At 56.5% G+C, this 25,028-nt stretch carries 23 protein-coding genes; 13 read left to right on the top strand and 10 right to left on the bottom strand.

The features are described from left to right. Window positions 1-103: 103 nt before the first annotated feature. The 3 genes from pgk to tkt form a co-directional block, all read right to left on the bottom strand. A complete protein-coding gene (pgk, locus tag AC1V0D_RS16825; protein ID WP_009087121.1) occupies window positions 104-1,267 on the bottom strand; it encodes a phosphoglycerate kinase in 1,164 nt (387 codons plus the stop codon). 51 nt (window positions 1,268-1,318) lie between these two features. After that, on the bottom strand, window positions 1,319-2,338 hold the full coding sequence (epd, locus tag AC1V0D_RS16820; RefSeq protein ID WP_009087123.1) for an erythrose-4-phosphate dehydrogenase: 1,020 nt from the start codon (window positions 2,336-2,338) through the stop codon (window positions 1,319-1,321). 316 nt (window positions 2,339-2,654) lie between these two features. Beyond that, a complete protein-coding gene (gene tkt, locus AC1V0D_RS16815) occupies window positions 2,655-4,649 on the bottom strand; it encodes a transketolase (protein WP_046102506.1) in 1,995 nt (664 codons plus the stop codon). A gap of 271 nt (window positions 4,650-4,920) precedes the next feature. On the opposite strand from tkt, the gene loiP reads away from it, so the two are divergent. Continuing rightward, a complete protein-coding gene (loiP, locus tag AC1V0D_RS16810) occupies window positions 4,921-5,676 on the top strand; it encodes a metalloprotease LoiP (protein ID WP_058958125.1) in 756 nt (251 codons plus the stop codon). A gap of 62 nt (window positions 5,677-5,738) precedes the next feature. On the opposite strand, the gene AC1V0D_RS16805 is transcribed toward loiP, so the two are convergent. The 3 genes from AC1V0D_RS16805 to speA form a co-directional block, all read right to left on the bottom strand. After that, complete coding sequence (locus AC1V0D_RS16805) at window positions 5,739-6,149, bottom strand: YidB family protein (protein WP_009087128.1); 411 nt, start codon at window positions 6,147-6,149, stop codon at window positions 5,739-5,741. A gap of 192 nt (window positions 6,150-6,341) precedes the next feature. Beyond that, on the bottom strand, window positions 6,342-7,262 hold the full coding sequence (speB, locus tag AC1V0D_RS16800; protein WP_009087129.1) for an agmatinase: 921 nt from the start codon (window positions 7,260-7,262) through the stop codon (window positions 6,342-6,344). Window positions 7,263-7,430: 168 nt separating this feature from the next. Beyond that, window positions 7,431-9,407, bottom strand: coding sequence for a biosynthetic arginine decarboxylase (speA, locus tag AC1V0D_RS16795; protein ID WP_009087130.1), 1,977 nt, complete (start codon window positions 9,405-9,407; stop codon window positions 7,431-7,433). A gap of 843 nt (window positions 9,408-10,250) precedes the next feature. On the opposite strand from speA, the gene metK reads away from it, so the two are divergent. Both metK and AC1V0D_RS16785 read left to right on the top strand, forming a co-directional pair. Next, window positions 10,251-11,402 carry a methionine adenosyltransferase gene (gene metK / locus AC1V0D_RS16790; RefSeq protein ID WP_009087131.1) on the top strand — a complete coding sequence of 384 codons (1,152 nt, stop codon included), beginning with the start codon at window positions 10,251-10,253 and terminating at the stop codon, window positions 11,400-11,402. A gap of 520 nt (window positions 11,403-11,922) precedes the next feature. Then, window positions 11,923-13,320, top strand: coding sequence for a sugar porter family MFS transporter (locus tag AC1V0D_RS16785; protein ID WP_009087132.1), 1,398 nt, complete (start codon window positions 11,923-11,925; stop codon window positions 13,318-13,320). A gap of 69 nt (window positions 13,321-13,389) precedes the next feature. Here the strand turns inward: AC1V0D_RS16785 and AC1V0D_RS16780 are convergent, their stop codons facing one another. Next, complete coding sequence (locus tag AC1V0D_RS16780) at window positions 13,390-14,658, bottom strand: O-antigen ligase family protein (RefSeq protein WP_482907787.1); 1,269 nt, start codon at window positions 14,656-14,658, stop codon at window positions 13,390-13,392. Beyond that, window positions 14,648-15,754 (bottom strand): glycosyltransferase, encoded by a 1,107-nt coding sequence (locus AC1V0D_RS16775; protein WP_482907786.1) that lies wholly within the window; start codon window positions 15,752-15,754, stop codon window positions 14,648-14,650. Before AC1V0D_RS16775 ends, AC1V0D_RS16780 begins: the two co-directional genes overlap by 11 nt. Before the next feature lie 252 nt (window positions 15,755-16,006). Here AC1V0D_RS16775 and AC1V0D_RS16770 point away from each other — a divergent pair, with 252 nt between their 5' ends. From AC1V0D_RS16770 to ruvX, 6 genes are all read left to right on the top strand, one after another. Next, window positions 16,007-16,519 carry a SprT family zinc-dependent metalloprotease gene (locus AC1V0D_RS16770; RefSeq protein ID WP_009087135.1) on the top strand — a complete coding sequence of 171 codons (513 nt, stop codon included), beginning with the start codon at window positions 16,007-16,009 and terminating at the stop codon, window positions 16,517-16,519. A 75-nt stretch (window positions 16,520-16,594) separates the two neighbouring features. Then, complete coding sequence (gene endA, locus AC1V0D_RS16765; RefSeq protein ID WP_009087136.1) at window positions 16,595-17,299, top strand: deoxyribonuclease I; 705 nt, start codon at window positions 16,595-16,597, stop codon at window positions 17,297-17,299. A gap of 69 nt (window positions 17,300-17,368) precedes the next feature. Beyond that, entirely contained in the window at window positions 17,369-18,100 is a 732-nt protein-coding gene (rsmE, locus tag AC1V0D_RS16760; protein WP_009087137.1) for a 16S rRNA (uracil(1498)-N(3))-methyltransferase, read from the top strand. A 103-nt stretch (window positions 18,101-18,203) separates the two neighbouring features. Beyond that, window positions 18,204-19,148 (top strand): glutathione synthase, encoded by a 945-nt coding sequence (gene gshB, locus AC1V0D_RS16755; protein WP_111208362.1) that lies wholly within the window; start codon window positions 18,204-18,206, stop codon window positions 19,146-19,148. Between the two features lie 87 nt (window positions 19,149-19,235). Next, entirely contained in the window at window positions 19,236-19,799 is a 564-nt protein-coding gene (locus AC1V0D_RS16750) for a YqgE/AlgH family protein (RefSeq protein WP_482907785.1), read from the top strand. Continuing rightward, window positions 19,799-20,218 (top strand): Holliday junction resolvase RuvX, encoded by a 420-nt coding sequence (ruvX, locus tag AC1V0D_RS16745; protein ID WP_009087141.1) that lies wholly within the window; start codon window positions 19,799-19,801, stop codon window positions 20,216-20,218. Before AC1V0D_RS16750 ends, ruvX begins: the two co-directional genes overlap by 1 nt. Here ruvX and AC1V0D_RS16740 read toward each other — a convergent pair. Further along, window positions 20,212-21,216, bottom strand: coding sequence for a type IV pilus twitching motility protein PilT (locus AC1V0D_RS16740; protein ID WP_150030155.1), 1,005 nt, complete (start codon window positions 21,214-21,216; stop codon window positions 20,212-20,214). The two genes, ruvX and AC1V0D_RS16740, sit on opposite strands and share 7 nt — an antisense overlap. Window positions 21,217-21,230: 14 nt before the next feature. Here AC1V0D_RS16740 and AC1V0D_RS16735 point away from each other — a divergent pair, with 14 nt between their 5' ends. Genes AC1V0D_RS16735 through hemW form a run of 4 tightly spaced genes read left to right on the top strand, consistent with a single transcriptional unit; the run spans window position 21,231 to window position 24,252 of the window. Beyond that, the gene (locus tag AC1V0D_RS16735) at window positions 21,231-21,938 is read left to right on the top strand and encodes a YggS family pyridoxal phosphate-dependent enzyme (RefSeq protein WP_009087144.1); all 708 of its coding nucleotides are present in this window, start codon (window positions 21,231-21,233) and stop codon (window positions 21,936-21,938) included. A 12-nt stretch (window positions 21,939-21,950) separates the two neighbouring features. Beyond that, window positions 21,951-22,505, top strand: coding sequence for a YggT family protein (locus AC1V0D_RS16730; protein ID WP_482907784.1), 555 nt, complete (start codon window positions 21,951-21,953; stop codon window positions 22,503-22,505). Window positions 22,506-22,526: 21 nt separating this feature from the next. After that, window positions 22,527-23,120, top strand: coding sequence for an XTP/dITP diphosphatase (locus AC1V0D_RS16725; RefSeq protein WP_482907783.1), 594 nt, complete (start codon window positions 22,527-22,529; stop codon window positions 23,118-23,120). Then, complete coding sequence (gene hemW / locus AC1V0D_RS16720) at window positions 23,113-24,252, top strand: radical SAM family heme chaperone HemW (RefSeq protein WP_482907782.1); 1,140 nt, start codon at window positions 23,113-23,115, stop codon at window positions 24,250-24,252. Before AC1V0D_RS16725 ends, hemW begins: the two co-directional genes overlap by 8 nt. Before the next feature lie 36 nt (window positions 24,253-24,288). On the opposite strand, the gene AC1V0D_RS16715 is transcribed toward hemW, so the two are convergent. Next, window positions 24,289-25,005, bottom strand: a complete 717-nt coding sequence (locus AC1V0D_RS16715; RefSeq protein WP_009087151.1) for a YggN family protein — start codon at window positions 25,003-25,005, stop codon at window positions 24,289-24,291. Window positions 25,006-25,028 lie beyond the last annotated feature (23 nt).

Here is a 25,028-nt window from a genome sequence, read left to right as displayed (position 1 = left end):
TTGTGTCCTGTTTCGTGACCGTTGTTCCCCTTAAGGAACGTCGATTTAAACGCCCAGACGGGCAAGACTTCAGGCGATGCCGCAGGGCATCACCCCCAAAGGTTTACTGCTTCGCACGCTCTTCCAGCATGGCGACGGCAGGCAGTTTCTTGCCTTCCACGAACTCAAGGAACGCGCCGCCACCGGTAGAGATGTAGGAAATTTTGTCTTCGATACCGAACAGGTCGATCGCCGCTAAGGTGTCGCCGCCGCCAGCCACAGAGAACGCCTCACTGTCCGCAATGGCGTTCGCCACGATTTCGGTGCCTTTACGGAAGTTAGGGAACTCGAATACGCCCACCGGGCCGTTCCACAGGATGGTTTTCGCATCTTTCAGGATGGCAGCCATCGCCTGTGCGGTTTCGTCACCGAAGTCCATAATCTCTTCGTTATCCGCCACTTCCGAAACCTTTTTCACGGTCGCTGGTGCAGTTTCGGAGAATTCCGTGCCGACACGTGAGTCAGTCGGAACCGGAATACCGTGCTGATCGCGCAGGCCTTTCGCGGCTTCAACGAAGTCTGGCTCATACAGGGATTTACCGACTTTATTGTCGATCGCCACGAAGGTGTTGGCGATGCCGCCGCCGACAATCACGGTGTCCGCGATTTTCACCAGCGACTGCAGCACATCAAATTTGGTTGAAACTTTAGAACCGCCCACGACAGCGACCAGCGGACGCTCAGGGTTGGTCATCACCTTGCCCAGCGCTTCCAGTTCAGCGGAGAGCAGCGGACCGGCACAGGCAACAGGCGCAAATTTGCCGACGCCGTGAGTAGAGGCCTGCGCGCGGTGTGCAGTACCAAACGCGTCCATCACGAAGACGTCGCACAGGGCAGCATATTTTTTAGACAGCGCTTCGTCGTCTTTCTTCTCGCCTTTGTTAAAGCGAACGTTTTCCAGCACCACCAGTTCGCCAGCGCCCACTTCCACGCCGTCGAGGTAATCTTTTGCCAGGGTCACATTGGTGCCGCTCAGCTTCTCTTTCAGGTAGTTCACGACCGGCAGCAGCGAGAACTCTTCGTTGTATTCACCTTCGGTCGGACGACCCAGGTGAGAGGTAACCATTACTTTCGCGCCCTGTTTCAACGCCGCTTCAATGGTGGGCAGAGAAGCACGGATACGTGCATCAGACGTCACTTTACCTTCTTTAACCGGTACGTTGAGATCGGCACGGATCAGCACGCGTTTGCCAGCCAGATCCAGATCGGTCATCTTAATTACAGACATGGTGAACCCTCTCGTTGATTCTCATAAGTTTTGCCAGACGCAAACCGCGTCTTACCTGAAACCGCTTGCGGCCATGGCTAACGTCGTGTCGAGCATTCGGTTAGCAAAGCCCCATTCGTTGTCACACCAGACCAGGGTCTTGATAAGGTGTTGACCGCTGACCCGCGTTTGCGTTCCGTCCACAATGGCGCTGTGCGGATCATGGTTAAAATCTACAGAGACTAACGGTAATTCCGTATAGTCAACTATACCACGAAATGCCCCCTCTGCCGCGCTTTGCAACAGGGTGTTAACCTCGCACGCCTTCACTGCCTGACGAACAGAAACGCTGAGATCAATAGCCGTCACGTTGATCGTCGGGACGCGAACCGCTATCGCCTCAAAGCGATCGTTGAACTTCGGAAAAATGCGGGTGATGCCCGCCGCCAGCCGGGTGTCGACCGGAATGATCGACTGGCTGGCTGCTCGGGTGCGGCGCAGATCGCTGTGATAAGCGTCGATCACCTGCTGATCGTGCATCGCCGAGTGAATCGTGGTGACGGTGCCGGATTCGATGCCAAACGCATCATCCAGCAGTTTAATCACCGGAATAATGCAGTTGGTGGTACAGGAGGCATTGGAGACGATGCGGTCGCTGGCGCTCAGATCCTGCTGATTAACGCCATACACCACGGTCGCGTCGAGATCGTTCCCGCCGGGATGAGAGAACAGCACTTTTTTGGCACCCGCCTGAAGATGCGCTTCGCCATCCGCGCGCGAACCGTAAACGCCGGTGCAGTCCAGTACCACATCAACATCGAGTTCACGCCACGGCAGATCGGCAATCTCTGCACGGTGCAGAATGCGCAGGGTATCGCCCCCCACCCACATCACATCGCGCTCCTGCCGCACATCAAAAGCAAAACGGCCATGGCTGGTGTCATATTTCAGCAGGTGCGCCATCCCGGTGGCTTCCGCCAGCTCGTTGATCGCCACCACCGTAATCTCCGCCCGCCGGCCCGTTTCATATAACGCGCGCAGAACGTTGCGTCCAATCCGGCCAAAACCATTTATTGCTACCCGTACCGTCATTTCTCTCCTGCCACGTCAGACTGAAAAAAACGTGCCGTTAGCCTGAGCGTTTCACTGCATTTTGTACAGGAGATTCTTACCCGGCATTGTCCGAAACCAGGGCAAGTTGCCTGGCGACTGAAACGGTTCAGCTACAATAATGGAAGGAAGGAATAACGGGAATGACTGTGATCAATCTGACTGCTTATATTTAGATCTGCGTCACAAATTGAGGCGAAAACAGGTTATTACTGCAGGAATAAAAGAGCGAGAGGGACGAAAAAGTCGTCCCTCTGAGTTTAGCGCCAGGCGGGTTCAGGCCCGCCTGACCGGTTTTTTACGCCAGCAGCGCTTTGGCTTTCGCCACAACGTTGTCGACAGTAAAGCCAAACAGTTCAAACAGCTGATCCGCAGGCGCTGATTCGCCGAAGCTGGTCATGCCGACGATGGCCCCATTCAGACCGGTGTATTTGAACCAGTAATCTGCGATGCCCGCTTCGATAGCCACGCGCGCGCTGACCGCTTTTGGCAGAACGGCTTCGCGATACGCATCGCTCTGCTTGTCGAAGGCATCCGTTGAAGGCATAGAGACGACACGCACCTTACGACCTTCGCTGGTGAGTTTGTCCCACGCACCGACAGCCAGTTCAACTTCTGAACCGGTGGCGATCAGGATCAGCTCAGGCGTGCCGTCGCAATCTTTCAGCACATAGCCGCCGCGCGCCACGTTAGCCAGCTGCTCAGCGTCACGCGACTGCTGCGCGAGGTTCTGACGGGAGAAGATCAGTGCCGTCGGGCCATCCTGACGTTCAATCGCGTATTTCCACGCCACGGCAGATTCAACCTGGTCACACGGACGCCACAGGCTCATGTTTGGCGTTGTGCGCAGGCTGGCCATCTGTTCAACCGGCTGGTGCGTCGGGCCATCTTCGCCCAGACCGATGGAGTCGTGGGTGTAGACCATGATCTGACGGATCTTCATCAGTGCCGCCATACGCGCAGCGTTACGCGCATACTCAACGAACATCAGGAAGGTGGCCGTGTAAGGCAGGAAGCCGCCGTGCAGCGCCAGGCCATTAGCGATAGCGGTCATACCGAATTCACGCACGCCGTAATGGATGTAGTTACCTGCCGCATCTTCATTGATCGGCTTAGAGCCCGACCAGACAGTCAGGTTGCTCGGCGCAAGGTCAGCTGAACCGCCCAGGTATTCCGGCAGAATTTTACCGAAGGCTTCAATCGCATTCTGTGAGGCTTTACGGCTGGCGATCTTCGCCGGGTTCGCCTGCAGCTGCTCAACAAATTTCTGAGACTCTTCCTGCCAGTTAGCAGGCAGCTCATTGCTGATGCGACGCTTAAACTCAGCGGCCAGTTCCGGGTGAGCCTGCGCGTAAGCCGCGAATTTCTCATCCCAGGCGGACTCTTTCGCCTGACCCGCTTCTTTCGCGTCCCACTCAGCGTAGATCTCTGACGGGATAACGAACGGTGCGTGGTTCCAGCCCAGCTGTTTACGGGTCAGCGCCACTTCGTCATCACCCAGCGGTGCGCCGTGTGAATCATGGGTGCCCGCTTTGTTCGGCGAACCGAAGCCGATGACAGTTTTGCACATCAGCAGTGATGGCTTGTCGCTGACGCTTTTCGCTTCGTCGATCGCTTTAGCAATCGCGTCCGCATCGTGACCATCAACGCCGCGCACAACGTGCCAGCCGTAAGCTTCAAAGCGCTTAGCGGTGTCATCGGTGAACCAGCCATCAATGTGACCGTCGATAGAGATACCGTTGTCATCATAGAAGGCCACCAGTTTGCCCAGCTTCAGCGTACCCGCCAGTGAGCAGACTTCGTGCGAGATGCCTTCCATCATGCAGCCATCACCCATGAAGACATAGGTATTGTGGTCTACGATGTCATGACCCGGACGGTTGAACTGCGCGGCCAGGGTGCGCTCAGCGATAGCGAAACCGACCGCATTAGCGATGCCCTGCCCCAGCGGACCGGTGGTGGTTTCAACGCCGGCGGTGTAGCCATATTCCGGGTGACCTGGAGTTTTTGAGTGCAGCTGGCGGAAGTTTTCCAGTTCGCTCATCGGCAGATCGTAGCCGGTGAGGTGCAGCAGGCTATAGATCAGCATGGAGCCGTGACCGTTGGAAAGCACGAAACGGTCGCGGTCAGCCCACTGCGGGTTGGTCGGGTTGTGGTTCAGGTAACCGCGCCAGAGTACTTCAGCGATGTCCGCCATACCCATTGGGGCACCCGGATGTCCCGATTTCGCTTTCTGTACTGCATCCATACTTAACGCACGAATGGCGTTGGCAAGCTCTTTACGAGAGGGCATTTTCTACTCCAGGTCGGATTAATGCTTCGCGCCTTAACTTATTGTTATTAATGAGTTACCGGGCAAAACAAGGAAAAAGTTGCCCATCAATGTACATGAAAATCGGGGCAAAAGTACATGCTGTAAAACGCTAAATGTCACCGCTTCGTATGGCTTTTCCGGCCAACTCTGCTAGCAAAGTGCAGACTGGCAGGCTATAACCAAAACGTTTATTCACCTGGCACGATTTCAGGTGTTTGTTTTTCTTACCTTGTTATGAATGGGATAGAGCATGAAAATCCAGAAAACGGTATTAGCGCTTGGACTGGCGACGCTGCTGAGCGGCTGTCAGGGGCTGGACAATAACGCGCTGATGCAGTCAGGCGCTCAGGCCTATCAGGCTTACACGCTGAGCGACGATCAGGTTAAGCAGCTGAGCGATAAGTCCTGTGAGCAGATGGACAAAGAGAATCAGATCGCGCCGGCTGACAGCCAATATCAGCAGCGTCTGAACAAGATTGCCGCCGCGCTGGGCGACAACATCAATGGCGTCCCGGCTAATTACAAGGTTTACCAGACGAAAGATGTCAACGCCTGGGCGATGGCAAATGGCTGTATCCGTGTCTACAGCGGACTGATGGATATGATGACCGACAATGAAGTCGAAGGGGTACTGGGCCATGAGATGGGTCACGTTGCGCTGGGCCACACCCGTAAAGCGATGCAGCTGGCGTATGCCACCACTGCGGCCCGCACGGCTGCCGCGTCGGTTGGCGGGGTGATCGGTTCGCTGTCGCAGTCGCAGCTGGGCGAACTGGGTGAGAAACTGGTCAACGCGCAGTTCTCCCAGTCGCAGGAGTCACAGGCGGATGACTACTCCTATGACCTGATGAAGAAGCGCAACATTAACCCGATGGGGCTGGTCACCAGCTTTGAGAAACTGGCGAAGCTGGAACAGGGCCGTCAGAGTTCGATGTTTGACTCCCACCCGGCTTCAGAAGCGCGCGCTCAGCATATCCGCGATCGCATTGCTGCCGACGCGAAATAAGAGACAATCAGGCGCATCATCCTTCAGGGCGATGCGCCTGATACCTTCCGGCTCTGGCTGATTCAGCGCTTAAATATCTGATCCACCATTGAGCCTAAATCGAGTTTATTCTCATGCAGTGACGCCTCATCCATGCGCCCCTGCGGTGACATCCTGTCAATCAGCTGCGGCAGAATCACCGCCAGCGTGCCTGCTGCGCCCTTAACGTCGGTTCCCAGCTTATCCGCCAGTGACTGCAGTTCCGCCTGACCAAACGCCGAGTGGATATCGCTGTGCGCGACCGGCTGATTGCTGCCGGTGCCAATCCACGAACTAAAGACTTCACCCAGCCCGCCCTGCTGAAATTTTTGCAGCAGCACTTCAATGCCGCCCTGCTCCTGTACCCAGTGCCACACCGCCTGCAGCTGGCCGGGCAGATGCCCGTCACTCTGACTGCCCTGCAGTGAGCCCGCCAGTTCATCAAGAAAGCCCATGATTGCCTCCACGTCGAAAATTGATGTCACTAAGTTTAGTTGCTGATGTGCAGTTGCGCCTGAACCGCATGGCCGAAGCCAGCAGCCGGTCAGACAGGGTATTCGTGGGGAAAACGCAGAGGGGGAATGGCGGGAGACGGCAGCAAAGCCTGCCGGATTATCCCGGCAGACTTATCAGAGGGGTGCGGCAAATCAGCCCTTGTTGGCCGCCTGAACATGCAGCATATCCAGCGCCAGCGTCGCCGCGGCCAGCGCGGTTAAATCTGCATGGTCATAGCCCGGTGCCACTTCCACCAGATCCATACCCACGATGTTCATGCCCTGCAGGCCACGGATCAGTTTGGTGGCTTTATCGGTGGTCAGGCCGCCAATGACCGGCGTACCGGTGCCAGGTGCATGAGCCGGGTCCAGACAGTCGATATCGAAGGTGAGATAGACCGGCAGATCGCCGACGGTGCGTTTTACTTCAGCGAGGATATCGTCAACGCTGCGGTCATTGACCTGCGCCGCATCCAGCACGTTAAAGCCCAGGCTCCGGTCAAATTCGGTACGGATACCGATCTGCACCGAGTGCTGAGGATCGATCAGCCCCTCTTTCGGCGCCGTAAAGAACATGGTGCCGTGGTCAAACGTCGGGCCGTTGGAGTAGGTGTCGGTGTGGGCATCAAAGTGCACCAGCGCCATCTTGCCGAAATGTTTCGCATGCGCGCGCAGCAGCGGCAGCGTCACGTAGTGGTCGCCGCCAAAGGTCATCATGCGCTTGCCACTGGCCAGCAGTTTTTCGGCGTGAGCCTGTAATTTATCGGAGAGATCCTGTGAGTCACCGAAGGCGTAAACCAGATCGCCGCAGTCGACAACGTTCAGACGCTGACGCAGATCGAAATCCCAAGGCCAGCGGCAGCCTTCCCAGGCCAGGTTGGTGGAGATCTGGCGGATGGCGCCCGGCCCCAGGCGGCTGCCCGGACGACCAGAGGTGGCAGCATCAAACGGTACACCGGTAATCACCCACTCTGCGTCGCTGTCATAAGGCTGGAAGTTCAGCGGAAAGCGCATGAAGCCGAAGGCGTTAGAGACCAGGGAGTTGTCGTACTGATTGCCAAGCGTGTTATACATAATTGCTCTCTCTATGCGTAAGTCGGGCCAGGCCCGCAAGCCATTAAGATATAGATGAAAAAAATCCCCTCCGCGTCGTTAGGCCCGACGAGGAAGGGATTGAGTGAGTCAGATTATCGGCATAGTCAGCGGCAACTGCAATATACGATTGCGGGCTGAACGATGCGATTACTCATCTTCTAAATAGGTGTATCCGTAGAGGCCGCTCTCAAACTCTTCCAGGAACTGGGCACGAAGCTCTTCATCCAGATCGGACGCCTGCACCTGATTGCGGAACAGCGACATCAGCTGGTTAGGATCAAGCTGCACATAGCGCAGCATGTCTGCCACCGTGTCACCCTCATCCGACAGCTGAACTTCCACTTCGCCATTTTCGCGCGCGTAGACATCCACCGCCTCGGTGTCACCGAACAGGTTGTGCATATTGCCCAGAATTTCCTGATAGGCCCCGACCATGAAGAAGCCCAGCATCGGCGGGTTATCCAGGTCATATTCCGGCATCGGCATGGTGGTGGCGATACCGTCACCATCCACATAGTGATCGATGGTACCGTCAGAGTCACAGGTGATGTCGAGCAGCACAGCGCGGCGTTCCGGCTTCTTATTCAGCCCTTCCAGCGGCAGAACCGGGAAGAGCTGATCGATACCCCATGCATCCGGCATCGACTGGAACAGCGAAAAGTTAACGTAGATCTTATCCGCCATTCGCTCCTGCAGTTCGTCGATGATCGGACGATGCGCACGGTTGCTCGGATCGAGATGCTGCTGAATATAGTGACAGATGCTCAGATAGAGCTGCTCAGCCCATGAACGCTGCTTAAGATCGTAAGTGCCGGAGGAGTAGCCAGTATGGATATCGAACAGGTCCATCTGGCTGTCGTGCAGCCACTCACGCAGCGAACGGCGGGTATCCGGCTCGTGCATCTCCTGCCAGGTTTCCCACATGCTGAGAATCGGGCGCGGCGCATCGGCATCCGGCGTTTCAGGTTCGCTGAACTCGTTGCGCTCCACGCCGATGATGTTAGAAACCAGCACCGTATGGTGTGCGGTCACGGCGCGACCGGACTCGGTGATCACCGTCGGATGCTCCAGGCCGTGCTCATCACAGGCGGCCCCGATGCCCCAGATCACGTTGTTAGCGTACTCATTCAGGCCATAGTTGACCGAACAGTCAGACTGCGAGCGCGTGCCTTCATAATCGACACCCAGACCGCCGCCGACGTCGAAACATTTGATGTTTACGCCCAGCTTCGCCAGTTCGACATAGAAACGCGCCGACTCACGCACACCGGTGGCGATATCGCGGATATTGGACATCTGTGAACCAAGATGGAAATGCAGCAGCTGCAGGCTGTCGATGCGGCCCGCTTCGCGCATAATCTCAACCAGCTTCAGCACCTGCGTCGCTGACAGGCCAAACTTCGACTTTTCGCCGCCGCTCGACTGCCACTTGCCGGAGCCCTGTGACGCCAGGCGAGCACGGATACCCAGACGCGGCACCACGTTCAGACGCTCCGCCTCTTCCAGCACCAGCCGCACCTCGGTCATTTTTTCCAGCACCAGATAGACCTTGTGGCCCATCTTCTCGCCAATCAGCGCCAGACGAATATATTCCCGGTCTTTATAACCGTTACAGACGATCACCGTGCGGGTCTGACCCGCATGTGCCAGCACCGCCATCAGCTCCGCTTTCGAGCCAGCCTCCAGGCCCAGCGGTTCACCGCACTGGGTCAGGGATTCAATGACGCGTTTATGCTGGTTGACTTTAATCGGGTAAACCAGGAAGTAGTCACCGGTATAGCCGTAGGATTCACGCGCACGTTTGAACGCGCCGTTAATAGAGCGCAGACGATGTTGCAGGATCTGCGGGAAGCAGAACAGCGCGGGCAGACGCTGGCCCTGTGCTTCGCGCTCTTTCACCAGCCGGGCTAAATCGACGCGCACATCCGGGCGATCCGGATCCGGGCAGACACTGATGTGGCCCAGTTCGTTGACGTCGTAATAGTTGTTGCCCCACCAGGCGATGTTGTACGTCCGCAACATTTTGCTCGCGTCCTGATCGTTCATTGCAACCTCCTGCATGGAGCGGAGTGCACCCTGTTCGCCAGCTGACGAACCTTTGATATTCTTCATGTCGTCAGACATCGCGAACCTCAATTTTCCGTTGAAAGATGAAACTGTTAACCGGCTTTATGGCCGCTAATCTGAAACGCAGATACCCCATTAAACGTCATGTCCTGTTCACCTGACGTTGCCGTCAGCGCGCTTCACGCATATGAGTTAAGTGTAAAACACCCTGGCCAGATCCGTTTAAACAGAGAACATTTACCCGATCTTTATTGACCATAGATAACCGGTCTCGTTCCACTGCGTGGACGCAGAGAAGAGACAAAGCCCTGAGAACAGAGGTAAAGATTAGCCAGCGCTCGTGTCGGTAAAATTACCGCATCGCAGATATTGTCGGCTGGAAAGAGAAACAGAGGGGAGGCAGGAGCGCGCCAGTGTTGCGCCAGAGCGCAGAGAACCGGGAGAAGAAAAAGCGTGGTTCATTACTTGTATCACCTCCGCATATGCCGGGGGCACATGGAGAACAACCAGGGTGAAAGCCAGACCGGTGTCTGACGGGCGCGACGCACACAGTGGCGTCATCCTTGCTGCGGCTAGCGAAGCAGCGGCGTTTTATACCGTTTACGGCGCTAAAAAGCAAAAAGATTATCGGGTAATTCCGTGGAGTGTCAGCAAATTATGCCGATAAAGCTGACAGGTAAAATGCCGAAACAGAAAAAGGGCTGGTAATTGGTTTATCCTCTATCCTAAAATAGCCGTCCAGATGGTTTTCCATCTAAACAGGTTAATATCCAGGCGGTGTTGGCCTGCTGTGCTGACACAACCTCACTGCTCGCGGCTTTGCCTGAAGGGGCGTCAGGTCAGATAACCTCACTGGCGCTATGCAGTCGAATTCAAACCATATTTAAGGTAAAGAACAGAATGGCTAAACACCTTTTTACGTCCGAGTCCGTATCAGAAGGACATCCCGATAAAATCGCCGACCAGATTTCCGATGCCGTGCTGGATGCGATCCTGGAACAGGATCCAAAAGCGCGTGTGGCCTGCGAAACCTACGTTAAAACCGGTATGGTACTGGTTGGTGGTGAAATCACCACCAGCGCCTGGGTCGATATCGAAGAGATCACCCGTAACACCGTTCGCGAAATCGGCTATGTTCATTCCGATATGGGCTTTGATGCCAACTCCTGCGCCGTATTGAGCGCGATTGGCAAACAGTCTCAGGATATCAATCAGGGTGTTGACCGCACCGATCCGCTGGAACAGGGCGCGGGCGACCAGGGCCTGATGTTCGGTTATGCGACCAACGAAACCGACGTTCTGATGCCTGCACCGGTGACCTATGCACACCGTCTGGTTCAGCGTCAGGCAGAAGTGCGTAAAAACGGCGCCCTGCCGTGGCTGCGTCCGGATGCCAAGAGCCAGGTCACTTTCCAGTATGACGATGGCAAAATTGTCGGCATCGACGCGGTCGTGCTGTCAACGCAGCACGCGGAGTCCATCAGCCAGAAAGATCTGCAGGAAGCGGTGATGGAAGAGATCATCAAGCCGGTTCTGCCTGCCGAGTGGCTGAATGCCTCAACCAAATATCACATCAACCCGACCGGCCGCTTTGTGATCGGCGGCCCGATGGGCGATTGCGGTCTGACCGGTCGTAAAATCATCGTCGACACCTACGGCGGCATGGCGCGTCACGGTGGCGGTGCGTTTTCCGGTAAAGATCCGTCAAAAGTTGACCGCTCTGCGGCCTATGCAGCGCGTTATGTCGCGAAAAACATCGTCGCAGCCGGTCTGGCTGACCGTTGTGAAATTCAGGTCTCTTATGCGATCGGCGTTGCTGAACCGACCTCCATCATGGTGGAAACCTTTGGCACCGAGAAAATTGCGACCGAACAGCTGACGCTGCTGGTGCGTGAATTCTTCGACCTGCGTCCATATGGTCTGATTCAGATGCTGGATCTGCTGCACCCTATCTACAAAGAGACCGCCGCTTACGGTCACTTTGGTCGCGAACATTTCCCATGGGAAAAAACCGATAAAGCCGCCCTGCTGCGTGAAGCGGCTGGCCTGTAAGTTTTCCGGCTGATCATGAAACCCTGCCACGCCGGCAGGGTTTTTTATTGCTTTTTCAGTGGCTTTGCCTGCGTGCAGCACGGGCAGATTGTTATCTGTTTTGCATTACCGGCCTGCCCCATTCTGACCGGATAAAACGCTTCTGCCCGACCTTCCCGCCGCTCCTCAGCAGGTTCTCTAATCTCAGCTACACTTCATTGCGCTTTTTCTGACAACAAAATGTTAACGATTACAAATTGAAATGCTTTGTTTATCTGACATTTAAGATTTAACGCACGTGGTTATTCTGTTCAAAATGCGTTATTTTCAGCGTCGTCTGATAGCCAATAAATAGAGCATTGTCAGAAACTTAATGAGTGCTATACCTCACTGGTTAATTAATCTTTACGGGTAAAATATGCTGAATTTCAGGGTTTCAGCGTGTGTAAGCGATTACACTGATGTGATCAGACTCACTTTTTTCCCGTAAAAGGTTTTTTAACATTGATAAAAACAATGATGGATAAACCTGGAGGCTAAAATGCCTGGCAATACACACAAAAGCAGAACTTCAAATAAGGCGATGACCTTATTTGTCTGCTTTCTGGCAGCCCTTGCGGGTCTGCTGTTCGGTCTGGATATCGGCGTGATTGCCGGTGCCCTGCCGTTTATCGCAAAGGACTTCAACGTTACCGCTCATCAGCAGGAGTGGATCGTCAGTTCCATGATGTTTGGTGCTGCGGTGGGGGCTATCGGCAGCGGCTGGATGTCCTCCCGCCTGGGCCGTAAAAAGAGCCTGATGGCCGGTGCGATTCTGTTCGTTATCGGTTCTCTCTGGTCGGCGATGGCGCCAAACCCGGAAATGCTGATCAGCGCCCGCGTATTGCTGGGTCTGGCAGTCGGTGTCGCCTCTTATACCGCCCCGCTTTATCTTTCTGAAATCGCACCAGAAAAAATTCGCGGCAGTATGATTTCGCTCTATCAGCTGATGATCACCATCGGGATTCTGGGTGCTTACCTGTCTGATACCGCCTTCAGCTTTACCGGCAACTGGCGCTGGATGCTGGGCGTCATCACCATCCCTGCCCTGCTGCTGCTGATCGGTGTCTTCTTCCTGCCAAACAGCCCACGCTGGCTGGCGGCGCGTGGCAACTTCCGCGATGCGCAACGCGTACTGGACCGTCTGCGCGACACCAGTGAGCAGGCAAAACGTGAGCTGGATGAGATTCGTGAAAGCCTGAAGATCAAGCAGTCTGGCTGGGGTCTGTTCACCAGCAGCAGCCACTTCCGTCGTGCCGTCTACCTCGGCATTCTGTTGCAGGTTATGCAGCAGTTTACCGGTATGAACGTCATCATGTACTACGCACCTAAAATCTTTGAAATTGCCGGCTTCGCCAACACCACGCAGCAGATGTGGGGTACGGTCATCGTCGGTCTGGTCAACGTGCTGGCGACCTTTATTGCCATTGGCCTGGTGGATCGCTGGGGCCGTAAACCGACCCTGATTCTGGGCTTTATGGTGATGGCTGCCGGTATGGGCGTGCTGGGAACGATGCTGCACTTTGGCATTACCTCGCCGGGCGCACAGTACTTCGCGGTAGGCATGCTGCTGATGTTCATCGTTGGCTTCGCGATGTCAGCCGGTCCGCTGATCTGGGTACTCTGTTCTGAAATTCAGCCGCTGAAAGGCCGCGATTTCGGTATCACCGTCTCGACCACCACCAACTGGATCGCCAACATGATCGTGGGTGCGACCTTCCTGACGATGCTGAATACCCTGGGCAACGCCAACACCTTCTGGGTCTACGCGCTGCTTAACCTGTTCTTCATTCTGCTGACGCTGATGCTGATTCCGGAGACCAAAAACGTCTCGCTGGAACACATCGAACGTAACCTGATGGCCGGTAAAAAACTGCGCGACATCGGTGCACGCGACTAACCGTTAAGCATTAAAAAAAGGGCGGGGTTTCTCTGGAAACCCCGCCCTTTTTATTGGTTCAGCCCCTCATCATACCGGGGTGACCCGCACGTCCGGCCGAGGCCGCGGCAGGCAGCAGAGCGCCAGCGCCATGATAAAGATGGTGGCAGTCTGGTTATAGGGCAGCACCGAATCGGTCAGCCCGGTGATAAACAGCGCCAGCATCGGCAGCGCCGCCCCGCGCAGATCGCACTTCTTCAGCCAGCCCGCCAGCATCGTCAGATAGAGCAGCGCCAGCGACAGCGTCCCCAGCCATCCCTGTAACGTCGTCACTTCGAGAAACTCGTTGTGCATGTTGTATTTGACGTTGGTGTAGCCTTCCACATTGAGCGGATAGTGTTTGATGATGAACTGACGCGCCTCCGTGGTGCGCGCATCCGGCGTCGCGAAGCCGCCATGATGCTCAATAAAGTTCATCGCTCCGCCCCAGATCGCGACGCGTGCACCCAGCGAGGTCGAGCTGTTGGAGCCAAAGTTCTCAATATCCTGCACCCCTTCCACCCAGCGGTTACTGGTCATCAGGATCAGCAGCGCCACGACGCCCACCGCCAGCGTGCCGACGCGCCAGTTAGTGAGCAGCGACAGCCGGTAACTCTGCACCACAAACAGCAGGCCTGTGGCGATCAGCGCAATCAGGGTCACGCGGGTCGCACACAGGTAGAGCAGCGCGAAGGTGACAGCCAGCACCACCACATCGGCAACCTTCCAGTAGCGATGCGTCTCAAAACGACTCAGCCACAGCCAGGCGCAGTAGATAAACAGAATCATGTAGGAGGACATCGACGCCGCTTCAGTCGTGAGTTTGATGCGGATGTTCGCGGTGTAGAGATGCTCATGAATACCGAAGCCCAGCGTAATCAGCAGTCCGATCAGAATGAGCACTTTCCCGATACGCAGCGTGGTCAGGGAAACCCGATCGCCATAAATAGCCAGGCTGAGGAGAATAAACGCGCCCAGCAACAGCCGCTTCGCGCCCAGCAGGTAGTTGCCGATATTGGTTATCGCATCGGTTGAGGGGGCGGTCTCAATCCCCTTAACGTGGAGGGCCCAGAACAGACGGATCAGGGTAAAGATAACCAGAACAGCGAACAGCGCGAGATAAAAACCCGCTCCCCTGAAGTCGATCCGTCTGCGCACCAGGCCATAGAGTATGGAGGCAACAGAGAGATAGGAGACGAAGTAGAATATTTTTTGCGGCAGACCGGTAACAAACATATTCAGTGAGAGTGCCAGGCAGAGCGCAATCACGGAGAAATTAACCAGTAACGTTAATCCATTGCGTTCGGTTTTATTCGTCATGCTTAACCTCAGTAAGGCGATTAAGCACGGTCATCAGGTGCTTCATATAATTTTCCTCATAAAAACCGGTGATGCTCGCTTTAATAACCTGATGGTCAGGGAAACGGAAATCCCCGCTCATGGCGTTGAGAATAGCGGCCAGCGCCATGCTGTCATTGACAGGGTAGAGCTGACCATTGTGACCGTTCTGAATAATTTCCGCCGGACCGCTGATGCAGTCGGATGAGACGCAGTAGACGCCGCGCGACATCGCCTCCAGCAGGATCAGCGGGAACCCCTCAAAGTTGGAGGTCATGAGCAGACAGCTGACCTGTCTGATGTGGTGGAGGACATACTCCCAGGCGTTCTCCTGCCAGCCATGCCAGGTGATGCGATCCGCAATCCCAAGCTGCGCCGCGTAGTGCTGGCACTGCGCCAGATCCTCGCCATCTCCCACCATCTCCAGCGTCCAGGGGACGCTGACCTGCTGCAGGGCATCAAACAGATCTTTCAGCTGTTTCTGTCGCTGGAAGTGGATGCGCCCGATATAGAGAAACTTCAGCCCCTGCGGGCGGCCAATGACCACCTCAGTGCGCTTTACCGGGTTATAGATCACATCAACGTCTGTATCACGGGCACCCAGATCCACCAGCTGCTGTTTAATCTGCTGGCTGATGGCGAAATGGTGATCGGCCCGCAGCAGATAGTGGGGACGGTAACGTTCACGCGGGGGCAGATGCATCCAGCTCGACAGCATGATTTTACGGCCGGAGAGGCTGATGGCGCGGCGCGTCATCAGGCAGGGAATCGTATTCAGGGTCAGGACATGATCGGGCTGATAGCGGCGAAAAAAGGCGGCCATTCGCAGCGTATGAATCAGATTTTTTATCTTTTTGTTGCGCAGCGTGCAGACGCTCTCGGCTAAAACAGCGTTGGCGGTCCAGGCACGGGAGTGGCTCTCTTCGCCGCTGTTGATAATAAACAGCCCCGCTTCCGTTCCGGCCTCTGCATTCAGCGTGGTAATCAGCTGACCGGTCACATTCTCCATACCGCCGCGACCTGCCATCAAATCGGTCACCAGCACAATGCGCTGCTTCCTGATGTTATTATTTTTCATTGCGTTGTCCGTACACTGTGCCTGTCGCATCTCATCGGTTCACGCTGCAGTGAACCTTATCAATAGGATATTCTAAAAACGCCGATAACCATATTGAATCCGGAAATTTCCGCCGCTGCCGCGCCTCGTCTGACCACCCTGTGGCCGCCGCCGCCTGCCGTGCCGGAAACGGGGCGGCAGATTATAGCTACGCTGCTGCCATTTTCGCGGGTTATGTTGAGTTCCCGGGCAGCGATGATTATCCTGAACGCCATGAAAACACCTCGTCTCCCTATTGCCCTGCAGCAGGCGGTGATGCGCTCGCTGCGCCAGTCGCTTGCGCGTGCCAATCAGGCCCTGAAAACGGACTACCCGGAACCTGCCCTGCTCTACCAGCAGCGCGGCACGGCGGCGGGCACGGCCTGGCTGGCCGCCTGGGAAATCCGCATTAATCCGGTACTGCTGCTGGAAAATCAGCAGGCGTTTATTGATGAAGTGGTGCCGCATGAGCTGGCGCATCTGCTGGTCTGGAAACAGTTTGGTCGCGTTGCGCCGCACGGCAAAGAGTGGAAGTGGATGATGGAGCAGGTGCTGGGCGTGCCGGCGCGGCGCACCCATCAGTTTGAGATCGCTTCCGTGCGCAGCAAGACCTTTGCCTATCGCTGTCAGTGCCAGCAGCACCAGCTTACGGTGCGGCGCCACAATCGGGTGGTGCGCAAAGAGAGTGAGTATCGCTGCGTGCACTGCGGAAGCCTGCTGACCGCGGGCGAGTTTGTGCCAGCCTGAGACTAATCCCCATTCCGCCCTATTGGACATTCTGTTAACCTGCCGCCCTTTTTTGTACTGAACAGAAGCTGGAATATGTCTCGCATTTTAAGTCTGGCGGTGGCGTTGCTGTTTGCCCCTGCCGCTGACGCTATCAACCTGAATAACTATCATCAGAATAACTTTCAGCAGGCCAAAACCTTTGCTGCGGCGATTAATGCCGATGCACCGGGCTCCTTTTACTGTGGCTGTAAAATTACGTGGCAGGGAAAAAAGGGCATCCCCGATCTCAACAGCTGTGGCTATCAGGTGCGCAAAAATGCGAATCGCGCCGCACGCATTGAGTGGGAACATGTGATGCCTGCGTGGGAGTTTGGACATCAGCGCCAGTGCTGGCAGGACGGTGGCCGCAAAAACTGCAACAAAGACCCCGACTATCGCCGCATCGAAACCGATCTGCACAACCTGCAGCCTGCGGTGGGTGAAGTGAATGGCGACCGCGGCAACTTCGCCTACAGTCAGTGGAACGGCAGCGAGAAGCAGTATGGTCAGTGTGAGATGAAGATCGACTTCAAACTGAAACAGGCGGAGCCGCCTGCGCGGGCGCGGGGCGCGATTGCCCGTACCTATTTCTATATGCGCGACCAGTACCATCTGCGCATTTCACGCCAGCAGACGCAGCTGTTTACCGCCTGGGATAAACTCTATCCTGTCACGCCGTGGGAGTGCGAACGCGACCAGCGGATTGCCAGGGTGCAGGGCAATCACAATCCTTATGTGCAGCAGGCTTGCCAGCGCTAAAATCCCTGCCCTACACTAGCTCTTTTCCCATGACGCCGCTGCAGCGCGGCGTCCGGTCTCAGGAACCTTATGCGCATACCTCGCATCTATCACGCCGCGCCTCTGAACATCGGCAGTGAAATTACTCTGGATGAAGATGCATCCAACCATGTGGGCCGGGTCCTCCGGATGACGGCAGGCCAGCGTCTGGAACTCTTTGATGGCACTAATCTGACTTTTGCAGCAGAGATCACGCATGTTGATAAAAAGCGTGTAAAAGTATCGGTCACAGAGAGCCAGCCGGACGATCGCGAGTCTCCCCTGCATCTGCATTTAGGTCAGGTGATGTCGCGCGGTGAAAAAATGGAATTCACTATCCAGAAATCAATTGAACTGGGCGTGAACGTCATTACACCCTTGTTTTCCGAGCGCTGTGGCGTAAAGCTTGATGCTGAACGTCTGGCGAAGAAGATCCAGCAGTGGCAGAAAATTGCGATTGCCGCCTGCGAGCAGTGTGGCCGCAATCGCGTGCCGGAAATTCGTGAAGCGATGACGCTGGAAGCCTGGTGTGCGGAAGCGGACAGCGGTCTGAAGCTTAACCTGCATCCGCGTGCCAGCCAGAGTATTAACACGCTACCACAGCCTGTGGAGCGGGTCCGGCTGCTGATTGGCCCGGAAGGCGGCCTGTCAGCGGACGAGATTGCGATGACGGCGCAGCACGATTTTACGGATATCCTGCTTGGCCCACGGGTTCTGCGAACCGAAACCACCGCGCTGACCGCCATTACGGCACTTCAGGTGAGGTTTGGCGACCTGGGTTAAGCGATACTTTCGGCGGTGAGAGAGCAGGCATAGTGTCCTGACTGTTCGGCCCACTGCAGACCGAACCGAACGAGGCGATCAACGCCTTACCGAGGAGATAATAATGATTAAGCTTGGCATCGTGATGGACCCTATTTCGTCCATCAATATTAAAAAAGACTCCAGCTTCGCCATGTTGCTGGAAGCACAGCGCCGTGGTTACGAAATTCACTACATGGAGATGCACGATCTCTCGATGCGCGGTGGCGTGGCCTCTGCCCGCACCCGCCTGCTGAGCGTTGAGCAGAATGCGGATAACTGGTATCAGTTCGGCAGCGAGCAGGAGATCCCGCTGGCTGACCTGAATGTGATCCTGATGCGTAAAGATCCTCCTTTCGACACCGAGTTCATCTATGCGACCTACATTCTGGAGCGCGCAGAAGAGCTGGGAACGCTGATCGTGAACAAACCGCAGAGCCTGCGTGACTGTAACGAAAAGCTCTACACCGCCTGGTTTGCGGAATTCACGCCTGAGACCCTGGTGACCCGCCGCAAAGAGCAGCTGCGCGCCTTCTGGCAGGAGCACGGCGACATCATCATGAAACCGCTGGATGGCATGGGCGGCGCCTCTATCTTCCGCGTGAAGCAGGACGATCCTAACTTTGGCGTCATCACAGAAACCCTGACCGAGCACGAAAGCCGCTTCTGCATGGCGCAGAACTATATCCCGGCTATCAAAGAGGGTGACAAGCGTGTGCTGGTCGTGGATGGCGAGCCGGTCCCTTACTGCCTGGCGCGTATCCCGCAGGGCGGTGAAACGCGTGGCAATCTCGCCGCCGGTGGGCGCGGTGAAGCCCGTCCACTGAGTGAAAGCGACTGGGAAATTGCGCGCCGTGTTGGCCCGACGCTGAAAGCAAAAGGACTGATTTTTGTCGGTCTCGACATCATCGGTGATAAACTGACTGAAGTTAACGTGACCAGCCCGACCTGCATTCGTGAAATTGAGGCTGCGTTCCCGATCTCCATCACCGGCATGTTGATGGATGCCATTGAGAAACGCCTGGGCTGAGCAAGACGCCGGGGCGAGGCTCCGTGATCAACCCAATACCGGTGCGGCCGTCGCGTGCCGGTTATTTTTTTGGTACATCGTGTGAGAATGAATTTACAACATCACTTTTTGATTGCCATGCCTTCATTGCAGGACCCTTTCTTCAAGCGTTCCGTGGTCTATCTCTGCGAACATAACGAAGAAGGTGCAATGGGACTGATCATCAATAAACCCATGGAAAACCTGACGGTTGAAGGCATTCTGAAGAAGCTGAAAATCTCTGCTGACGATCGCGACCCGGCCATCAGGCTGGATAAGCCGGTTTTCACCGGTGGCCCGCTGGCGGAAGATCGCGGCTTTATTCTGCACTCAGCGCAACGGACTTTTACCTCCAGCATTCGTGTCTCCGACAACACCGTCATCACCACATCCCGTGACGTGCTGGAGTCGATTGGCACCGCCTCTCAGCCCACAAATGTGCTGGTGGCGCTGGGGTACTGCGCCTGGGAAAAAGATCAGCTGGAAAATGAGCTGATGGAAAATGCCTGGCTCACGACCTCAGCCAACAGCAATATCCTGTTCCAGACGCCTATCGCAGAGCGCTGGCGCGAAGCGGCGCGCAGCATCGGCGTCGATATTCACAACATGGCCAGCGACGCCGGACACGCCTGATGTCAACGCAAACACTGTTAGGTTTCGACTTCGGCACCAAAAGCATTGGTGTCGCCGTCGGTCAGCAACTCACCGGCAGCGCCCGTCCCCTGGCGGCGCTGAAAGCCCAGGATGGTACGCCAGACTGGCTGCTCATTGAAAAGCTGCTGAAAGAGTGGCAGCCCGATTTCGTGGTGGTGGGTTTACCCCTCAATATGGATGGCACTGAACAGCCGTTAACGGCCCGGGCGCGAAAATTTGCCAATCGCCTGCACGGTCGGTTTGGCATCCGGGTCGAGCTGCAGGATGAGCGCCTCAGCACCGTCGAAGCGCGTGCGGGCCTCTTCGAACGTGGCGGTTATCGTGCGCTCAGTAAAGGGTCGGTGGATTCACAGTCGGCCGCCATCATTTTGCAGGACTGGTTCGAGAACCACTACTGACCTGACGCGATCAGTCCGGCAGCTTCACGTGCCAGCCTGCTCTGCTCAAAGGTTTGCATACCGGCCTGTGCGCCGGTCTGCAACAGAGCAGGGATCTGGTGCATCTTGCCCTCCCGAATCAGATGAGTGATGCCCGGTGTCGCAACCAGGATCTCGAACAGCCCGATGCGCGATCCGGCAACGGAAGGCACCAGCCGCTGCGCAATGACCGCTTTCAGGCTGCCCGCCAGCTGCGTTCGCACCAGCGGTTTCTCCTCCGCCGGAAAGACATCCACCAGCCTGTCCACCGCCTGCGCCGCGCCGCGGGTGTGCAGGGTTGCCAGCACCAGATGCCCCGTTTCCGCCGCCGTCAGCGCCTGACGGATGGTGTCGCTGTCGCGCAGCTCGCCCAGCAGAATCACATCGGGATCTTCCCGCAGCGCCGCTCTGATGCCCAGTGAGAAAGAGGGACAGTGCAGGCCGATTTCACGCTGCTGTATCAGCGACTGCTGGCTGTGGTGGATAAATTCAATGGGATCTTCCAGCGTGATGATATGACGGGCATGCTGGCGATTCAGCGCATCCACCAGCGCCGCCAGCGTGGTGGATTTGCCGCTTCCGGTCGCCCCGGTGACCAGAATCAATCCATCCTGCTGCTCCAGCAGCGTCGGTACCACGGCGGGAAGCTGCAGGCTCTCCAGCGTGGGGCAGACCGCAAAGATAAGGCGCAGCGCCAGCGACAGGCCGTTGCGCTGCATAAACAGACTGGCGCGCAGACGCTGACCGTCGGCGAGGCTCAGGGCGAAATCGATCTGCCCGTCACGCGCCAGCTGCTGGCGCTGGGGTTCACTGAGCCAGCGGGCCATAAACTCCGTCATCCAGGCGGCCGAGAGCGGGCTCTGCTGCGGAATCGCCTCCAGCCTCCCCTGCCGCCGCCAGTAGGGCAAATGTCCGCTGCAAAGGTGCAGATCGGCCGCATTATGCTTTACACTAAGCGCCACCATTTCATCCAGATTCATAATGTCTCCTGACTATGACCTCAATCCAGCACAACCTACAGCAAGTCCGGCAGCGCATTGCGGCCGCTGCCGCGCGTTGCGGCCGCGCACCAGAAGAAATTACCCTGCTTGCCGTCAGTAAAACCAAACCTGCGAGCGCGGTCGAAGAAGCCTTTACCGCGGGTCAGATCGCCTTTGGCGAAAATTACGTGCAGGAAGGGGTTGAAAAGGTTCAGGCGCTGGCCGCACATCCGGAACTGGAGTGGCACTTCATCGGTCCGTTGCAGTCCAATAAAAGCCGACTGGTGGCGGAAAATTTTGCCTGGTGCCACACCCTTGACCGTCTGCGCATTGCCCAGCGGCTCAACGATCAGCGTCCCGCCTCACTGCCACCGCTGAATGTGTTAATTCAGGTAAATATCAGTGACGAGACGAGTAAATCTGGCATCATGCTGGAGGCCGTTTCCGGGCTGGCAGAGGCGATAGCGGCCCTGCCGCAGCTGCGACTGCGGGGATTAATGGCGATTCCGGCGGCGGAGAGTGACTACACGAAGCAGCTGGCGGTGTGTCAGCAGATGGCGGAAGCATTCCGTCAGCTGCAGCAGCACTATCCGCATATTGATACGCTTTCGCTGGGAATGAGCGATGACATGGAGGCGGCCATCGCCGCAGGCAGTACGATGGTGCGCATCGGCACCGCCATTTTTGGCGCACGCGATTATGCGCACAACTCACAACAATAACAGAGGAACTTCATGTTAACACTGACGTTTTTAGTAAAAACGCTGATCGATCTCTACGTCATGGTGCTGCTGCTGCGCATCTGGATGCAGTGGTCACGCTGCGATTTTTATAACCCCGTGGCGCAGTTCGTCGTCAAAGTCACGCAGCCGATCATTAAGCCGCTGCGCCGCATCATTCCGGCACTGGGGCCGATTGATACCGCCTCGCTGCTGCTGGCCTTTGTCCTGACCACGCTGAAATACCCGATTTTACTGCTGATTCAGGTGGGCGTGTTCTCGGTTGATCCGACCAACCTGCTGGTCGGCCTGCTGTCGCTGATTAAATCGGCCGGTTATCTGGTCTTCTGGGTGATCATCATTCGCTCACTGATGAGCTGGATCAGCCAGGGGCGCGGCCCGGTCGACTACCTGCTGGTGCAGCTGACCGAACCGATGATGGCACCGATTCGCCGTATTCTGCCTGCTATGGGCGGTATCGATTTCTCCGCGATGATCGTCATCCTGGTGCTGTATGCCCTGAACTTTCTCGGCATGGACCTGTTCCCGGGTCTCTGGTACCTGCTGTAAATGAATCAAACTGGAACTGTTATGCAAAAAGTTGTGCTCGCCACCGGTAATCCCGGCAAAGTGCGTGAACTGGCGGAGCTGCTCTCCGCCTTTGGTCTGGATATCGTCGCTCAGAGTGACCTGGGGGTTGAGTCAGCGGAAGAGACCGGCCTGACCTTTATCGAGAATGCCATTCTCAAAGCGCGTCACGCGGCGCAGATCACCGGACTGCCGGCGATTGCCGACGACTCCGGCCTGGCCGTGGATGCGCTGGGTGGCGCGCCTGGTATCTATTCGGCGCGTTACGCCGGAGAAGATGCCAGCGATCAGCAGAATCTGGAGAAGCTGCTGCAGGCGCTGGAAAACGTGCCGGACGGTCAGCGTCAGGCGCAGTTCCACTGCGTGCTGGTTTATCTGCGTCATGCGGACGATCCTACGCCGCTGGTGTTCCACGGCAGCTGGGAGGGGCAAATTACCCGTTCCGCTGCGGGTGCCGGTGGCTTTGGATATGACCCGATTTTCTCTGTTCCGGCGCTGGGTAAAACGGCCGCTGAACTGAGCAAAGCGGAAAAAGGTGCTGTTTCTCACCGGGGTAAAGCATTGACGCTGCTGCTGGAAGCGATGCGTAATGCCTAATCTGCTGCCGTTAAGTCTCTATATCCATATTCCGTGGTGCGTTCAGAAGTGTCCCTACTGCGATTTTAACTCCCATGCGCTGAAGGATGAGGTGCCGCACGTTGAATACGTGCAGCACCTGCTGCGCGATCTGGAGATCGATCTACCGCTGATTCATGGTCGCGAAGTGCGCACCATCTTCATTGGTGGCGGCACCCCCAGCCTGCTGAGCAGCAGCGCGATGCAGATGCTGATGGATGGGGTGCGGGCGCGTCTGACGCTGGCTCCCGATGCGGAGGTGACCATGGAGGCCAATCCGGGCACCGTGGAAGCCGATCGCTTCAGCGCCTATCAGCGCGCCGGCATTAACCGTATTTCGATTGGCGTTCAGAGTTTCAGTCCGCAGAAGCTGCAGCGCCTCGGCCGCATTCACGGGCCTGACGAGGCGACCCGTGCCGCCCAGCTGGCACAGTCGCTGTCACTGCGCAGCTTCAACCTCGACCTGATGCACGGCCTGCCGGACCAGTCGCTGGAAGAGGCGCTCGACGATTTGCGTCAGGCGATTGCACTCAATCCGCCGCACCTCTCCTGGTATCAGCTGACCATCGAACCCAACACCCTGTTTGGTTCCCGTCCGCCGGTGCTGCCGGATGATGATGCGCTGTGGGACATTTTCGAACAGGGCGATCAGCTGCTGCGGGAGGCGGGTTATCAGCAGTATGAAACCTCCGCCTACGCGAAGCCGGGTTATCGCTGTGAGCACAACCTTAACTACTGGCGTTTCGGCGACTATCTGGGGATCGGCTGTGGCGCACACGGCAAGCTGACGCAACCGGATGGCCGCATTGTACGCACGGTGAAAACCCGTCATCCGCGTGGATTCATGCAGGGAAATTACCGCGAGAAGCAGTATGAGGTGGCCGACAGCGACAAGCCGTTTGAATATTTCATGAACCGCTTTCGCCTGCTGGAAGCAGCACCGCGCGACGAGTTCAGCCGCTACACCGGTCTGTCAGAGCAGGCGATCCGTCCGCAGATGGATGCCGCGATCGCCGCAGGTTATGTGACGGAAACGGCGGATCAGTGGCAGATTACAGAGAAAGGAAAACTGTTTCTGAATTCGCTGCTGGAGCTGTTTCTGGCGGAAGAGTAATAAAGGCGCCTCAGCCCGGCAGGCTGAGGCGTGATACTATTTTTTCAGGGCGCCCGTAAGCTGCTTACGCTGATCTTCCAGCGAAATGACGCGATTACAGACCTCGTGACCGAAGTTCTGGAAATCCTGCTCCTGCTTGCTCCACTCAGCCTGAATCGACTGCTGCAGACCGCCAAGATTTCCCATAATCGCCTGCAGCGGATTGCTGCCGCCACTGCCCTGCTTACTGCCCATCTCATTCAGGCTATCCTGCATCACGCCGCCCAGCGTAGACTGAACCAGCCGCTCCCCTTCCGCGCGCACCTTATCGATCGCCTGATGGTGGAACGTCAGCCCGTCGTCACGGTGCTCGATAATGCGGTTCATCTGCTGTTTCAGCTGGCCATTCAGCGTGCTCAGGCGATTGCGGACGTTGCTGTCGGTGCCCAGTTTCTCCACGATCACCCGATCCAGTGCCGCACGTCCTTTCTCCAGACGTGAGGTCGCCCCGCTGTCGATCCACGGCAAATCGCGACGCAGCGCGTTCTGGTAATCGATCGCTTTCTGGCGTTCCGCTGTGCTCAGCGATACCTTCTGACCGTTGAACTGCACGTCGCCCTGCGGCGAGATCTCAAGATTGCCATTGGCACCGACCACCTGCACGCTCTGCGGCTTAATCACCACATCATCCTGCGGCTTAACGCTGCATTCATAGGCTGCCTGAGCCTGGGTCGCTGCTGCCAGCAGCACAGCAAGAAGCGCTTTACGCATCATATCTACTCCCTAACATCTGGTGC

The organism is Pantoea sp. PA1, assembly GCF_056856975.1.
This window is presented reverse-complemented; position numbering and strand designations above follow the sequence as displayed.

Excerpts from the sequence above, each read along its gene's own strand:
- AC1V0D_RS16780 (WP_482907787.1), bottom strand. The coding sequence starts at position 14,658 with ATGACGAATAAAACCGAACGCAATGGATTAACGTTACTGGTTAATTTC.
- AC1V0D_RS16715 (WP_009087151.1), bottom strand. The coding sequence starts at position 25,005 with ATGATGCGTAAAGCGCTTCTTGCTGTGCTGCTGGCAGCAGCGACCCAG.
- AC1V0D_RS16785 (WP_009087132.1), top strand. The coding sequence starts at position 11,923 with ATGCCTGGCAATACACACAAAAGCAGAACTTCAAATAAGGCGATGACC.
- hemW (WP_482907782.1), top strand. The coding sequence starts at position 23,113 with ATGCCTAATCTGCTGCCGTTAAGTCTCTATATCCATATTCCGTGGTGC.
- AC1V0D_RS16750 (WP_482907785.1), top strand. The coding sequence starts at position 19,236 with ATGAATTTACAACATCACTTTTTGATTGCCATGCCTTCATTGCAGGAC.
- epd (WP_009087123.1), bottom strand. The coding sequence starts at position 2,338 with ATGACGGTACGGGTAGCAATAAATGGTTTTGGCCGGATTGGACGCAAC.
- AC1V0D_RS16805 (WP_009087128.1), bottom strand. The coding sequence starts at position 6,149 with ATGGGCTTTCTTGATGAACTGGCGGGCTCACTGCAGGGCAGTCAGAGT.
- speA (WP_009087130.1), bottom strand. The coding sequence starts at position 9,407 with ATGTCTGACGACATGAAGAATATCAAAGGTTCGTCAGCTGGCGAACAG.
- AC1V0D_RS16775 (WP_482907786.1), bottom strand. The coding sequence starts at position 15,754 with ATGAAAAATAATAACATCAGGAAGCAGCGCATTGTGCTGGTGACCGAT.
- tkt (WP_046102506.1), bottom strand. The coding sequence starts at position 4,649 with ATGCCCTCTCGTAAAGAGCTTGCCAACGCCATTCGTGCGTTAAGTATG.
- endA (WP_009087136.1), top strand. The coding sequence starts at position 16,595 with ATGTCTCGCATTTTAAGTCTGGCGGTGGCGTTGCTGTTTGCCCCTGCC.
- metK (WP_009087131.1), top strand. The coding sequence starts at position 10,251 with ATGGCTAAACACCTTTTTACGTCCGAGTCCGTATCAGAAGGACATCCC.
- AC1V0D_RS16770 (WP_009087135.1), top strand. The coding sequence starts at position 16,007 with ATGAAAACACCTCGTCTCCCTATTGCCCTGCAGCAGGCGGTGATGCGC.
- gshB (WP_111208362.1), top strand. The coding sequence starts at position 18,204 with ATGATTAAGCTTGGCATCGTGATGGACCCTATTTCGTCCATCAATATT.
- AC1V0D_RS16725 (WP_482907783.1), top strand. The coding sequence starts at position 22,527 with ATGCAAAAAGTTGTGCTCGCCACCGGTAATCCCGGCAAAGTGCGTGAA.
- AC1V0D_RS16740 (WP_150030155.1), bottom strand. The coding sequence starts at position 21,216 with ATGAATCTGGATGAAATGGTGGCGCTTAGTGTAAAGCATAATGCGGCC.
- ruvX (WP_009087141.1), top strand. The coding sequence starts at position 19,799 with ATGTCAACGCAAACACTGTTAGGTTTCGACTTCGGCACCAAAAGCATT.
- loiP (WP_058958125.1), top strand. The coding sequence starts at position 4,921 with ATGAAAATCCAGAAAACGGTATTAGCGCTTGGACTGGCGACGCTGCTG.
- pgk (WP_009087121.1), bottom strand. The coding sequence starts at position 1,267 with ATGTCTGTAATTAAGATGACCGATCTGGATCTGGCTGGCAAACGCGTG.
- speB (WP_009087129.1), bottom strand. The coding sequence starts at position 7,262 with ATGTATAACACGCTTGGCAATCAGTACGACAACTCCCTGGTCTCTAAC.
- rsmE (WP_009087137.1), top strand. The coding sequence starts at position 17,369 with ATGCGCATACCTCGCATCTATCACGCCGCGCCTCTGAACATCGGCAGT.
- AC1V0D_RS16730 (WP_482907784.1), top strand. The coding sequence starts at position 21,951 with ATGTTAACACTGACGTTTTTAGTAAAAACGCTGATCGATCTCTACGTC.
- AC1V0D_RS16735 (WP_009087144.1), top strand. The coding sequence starts at position 21,231 with ATGACCTCAATCCAGCACAACCTACAGCAAGTCCGGCAGCGCATTGCG.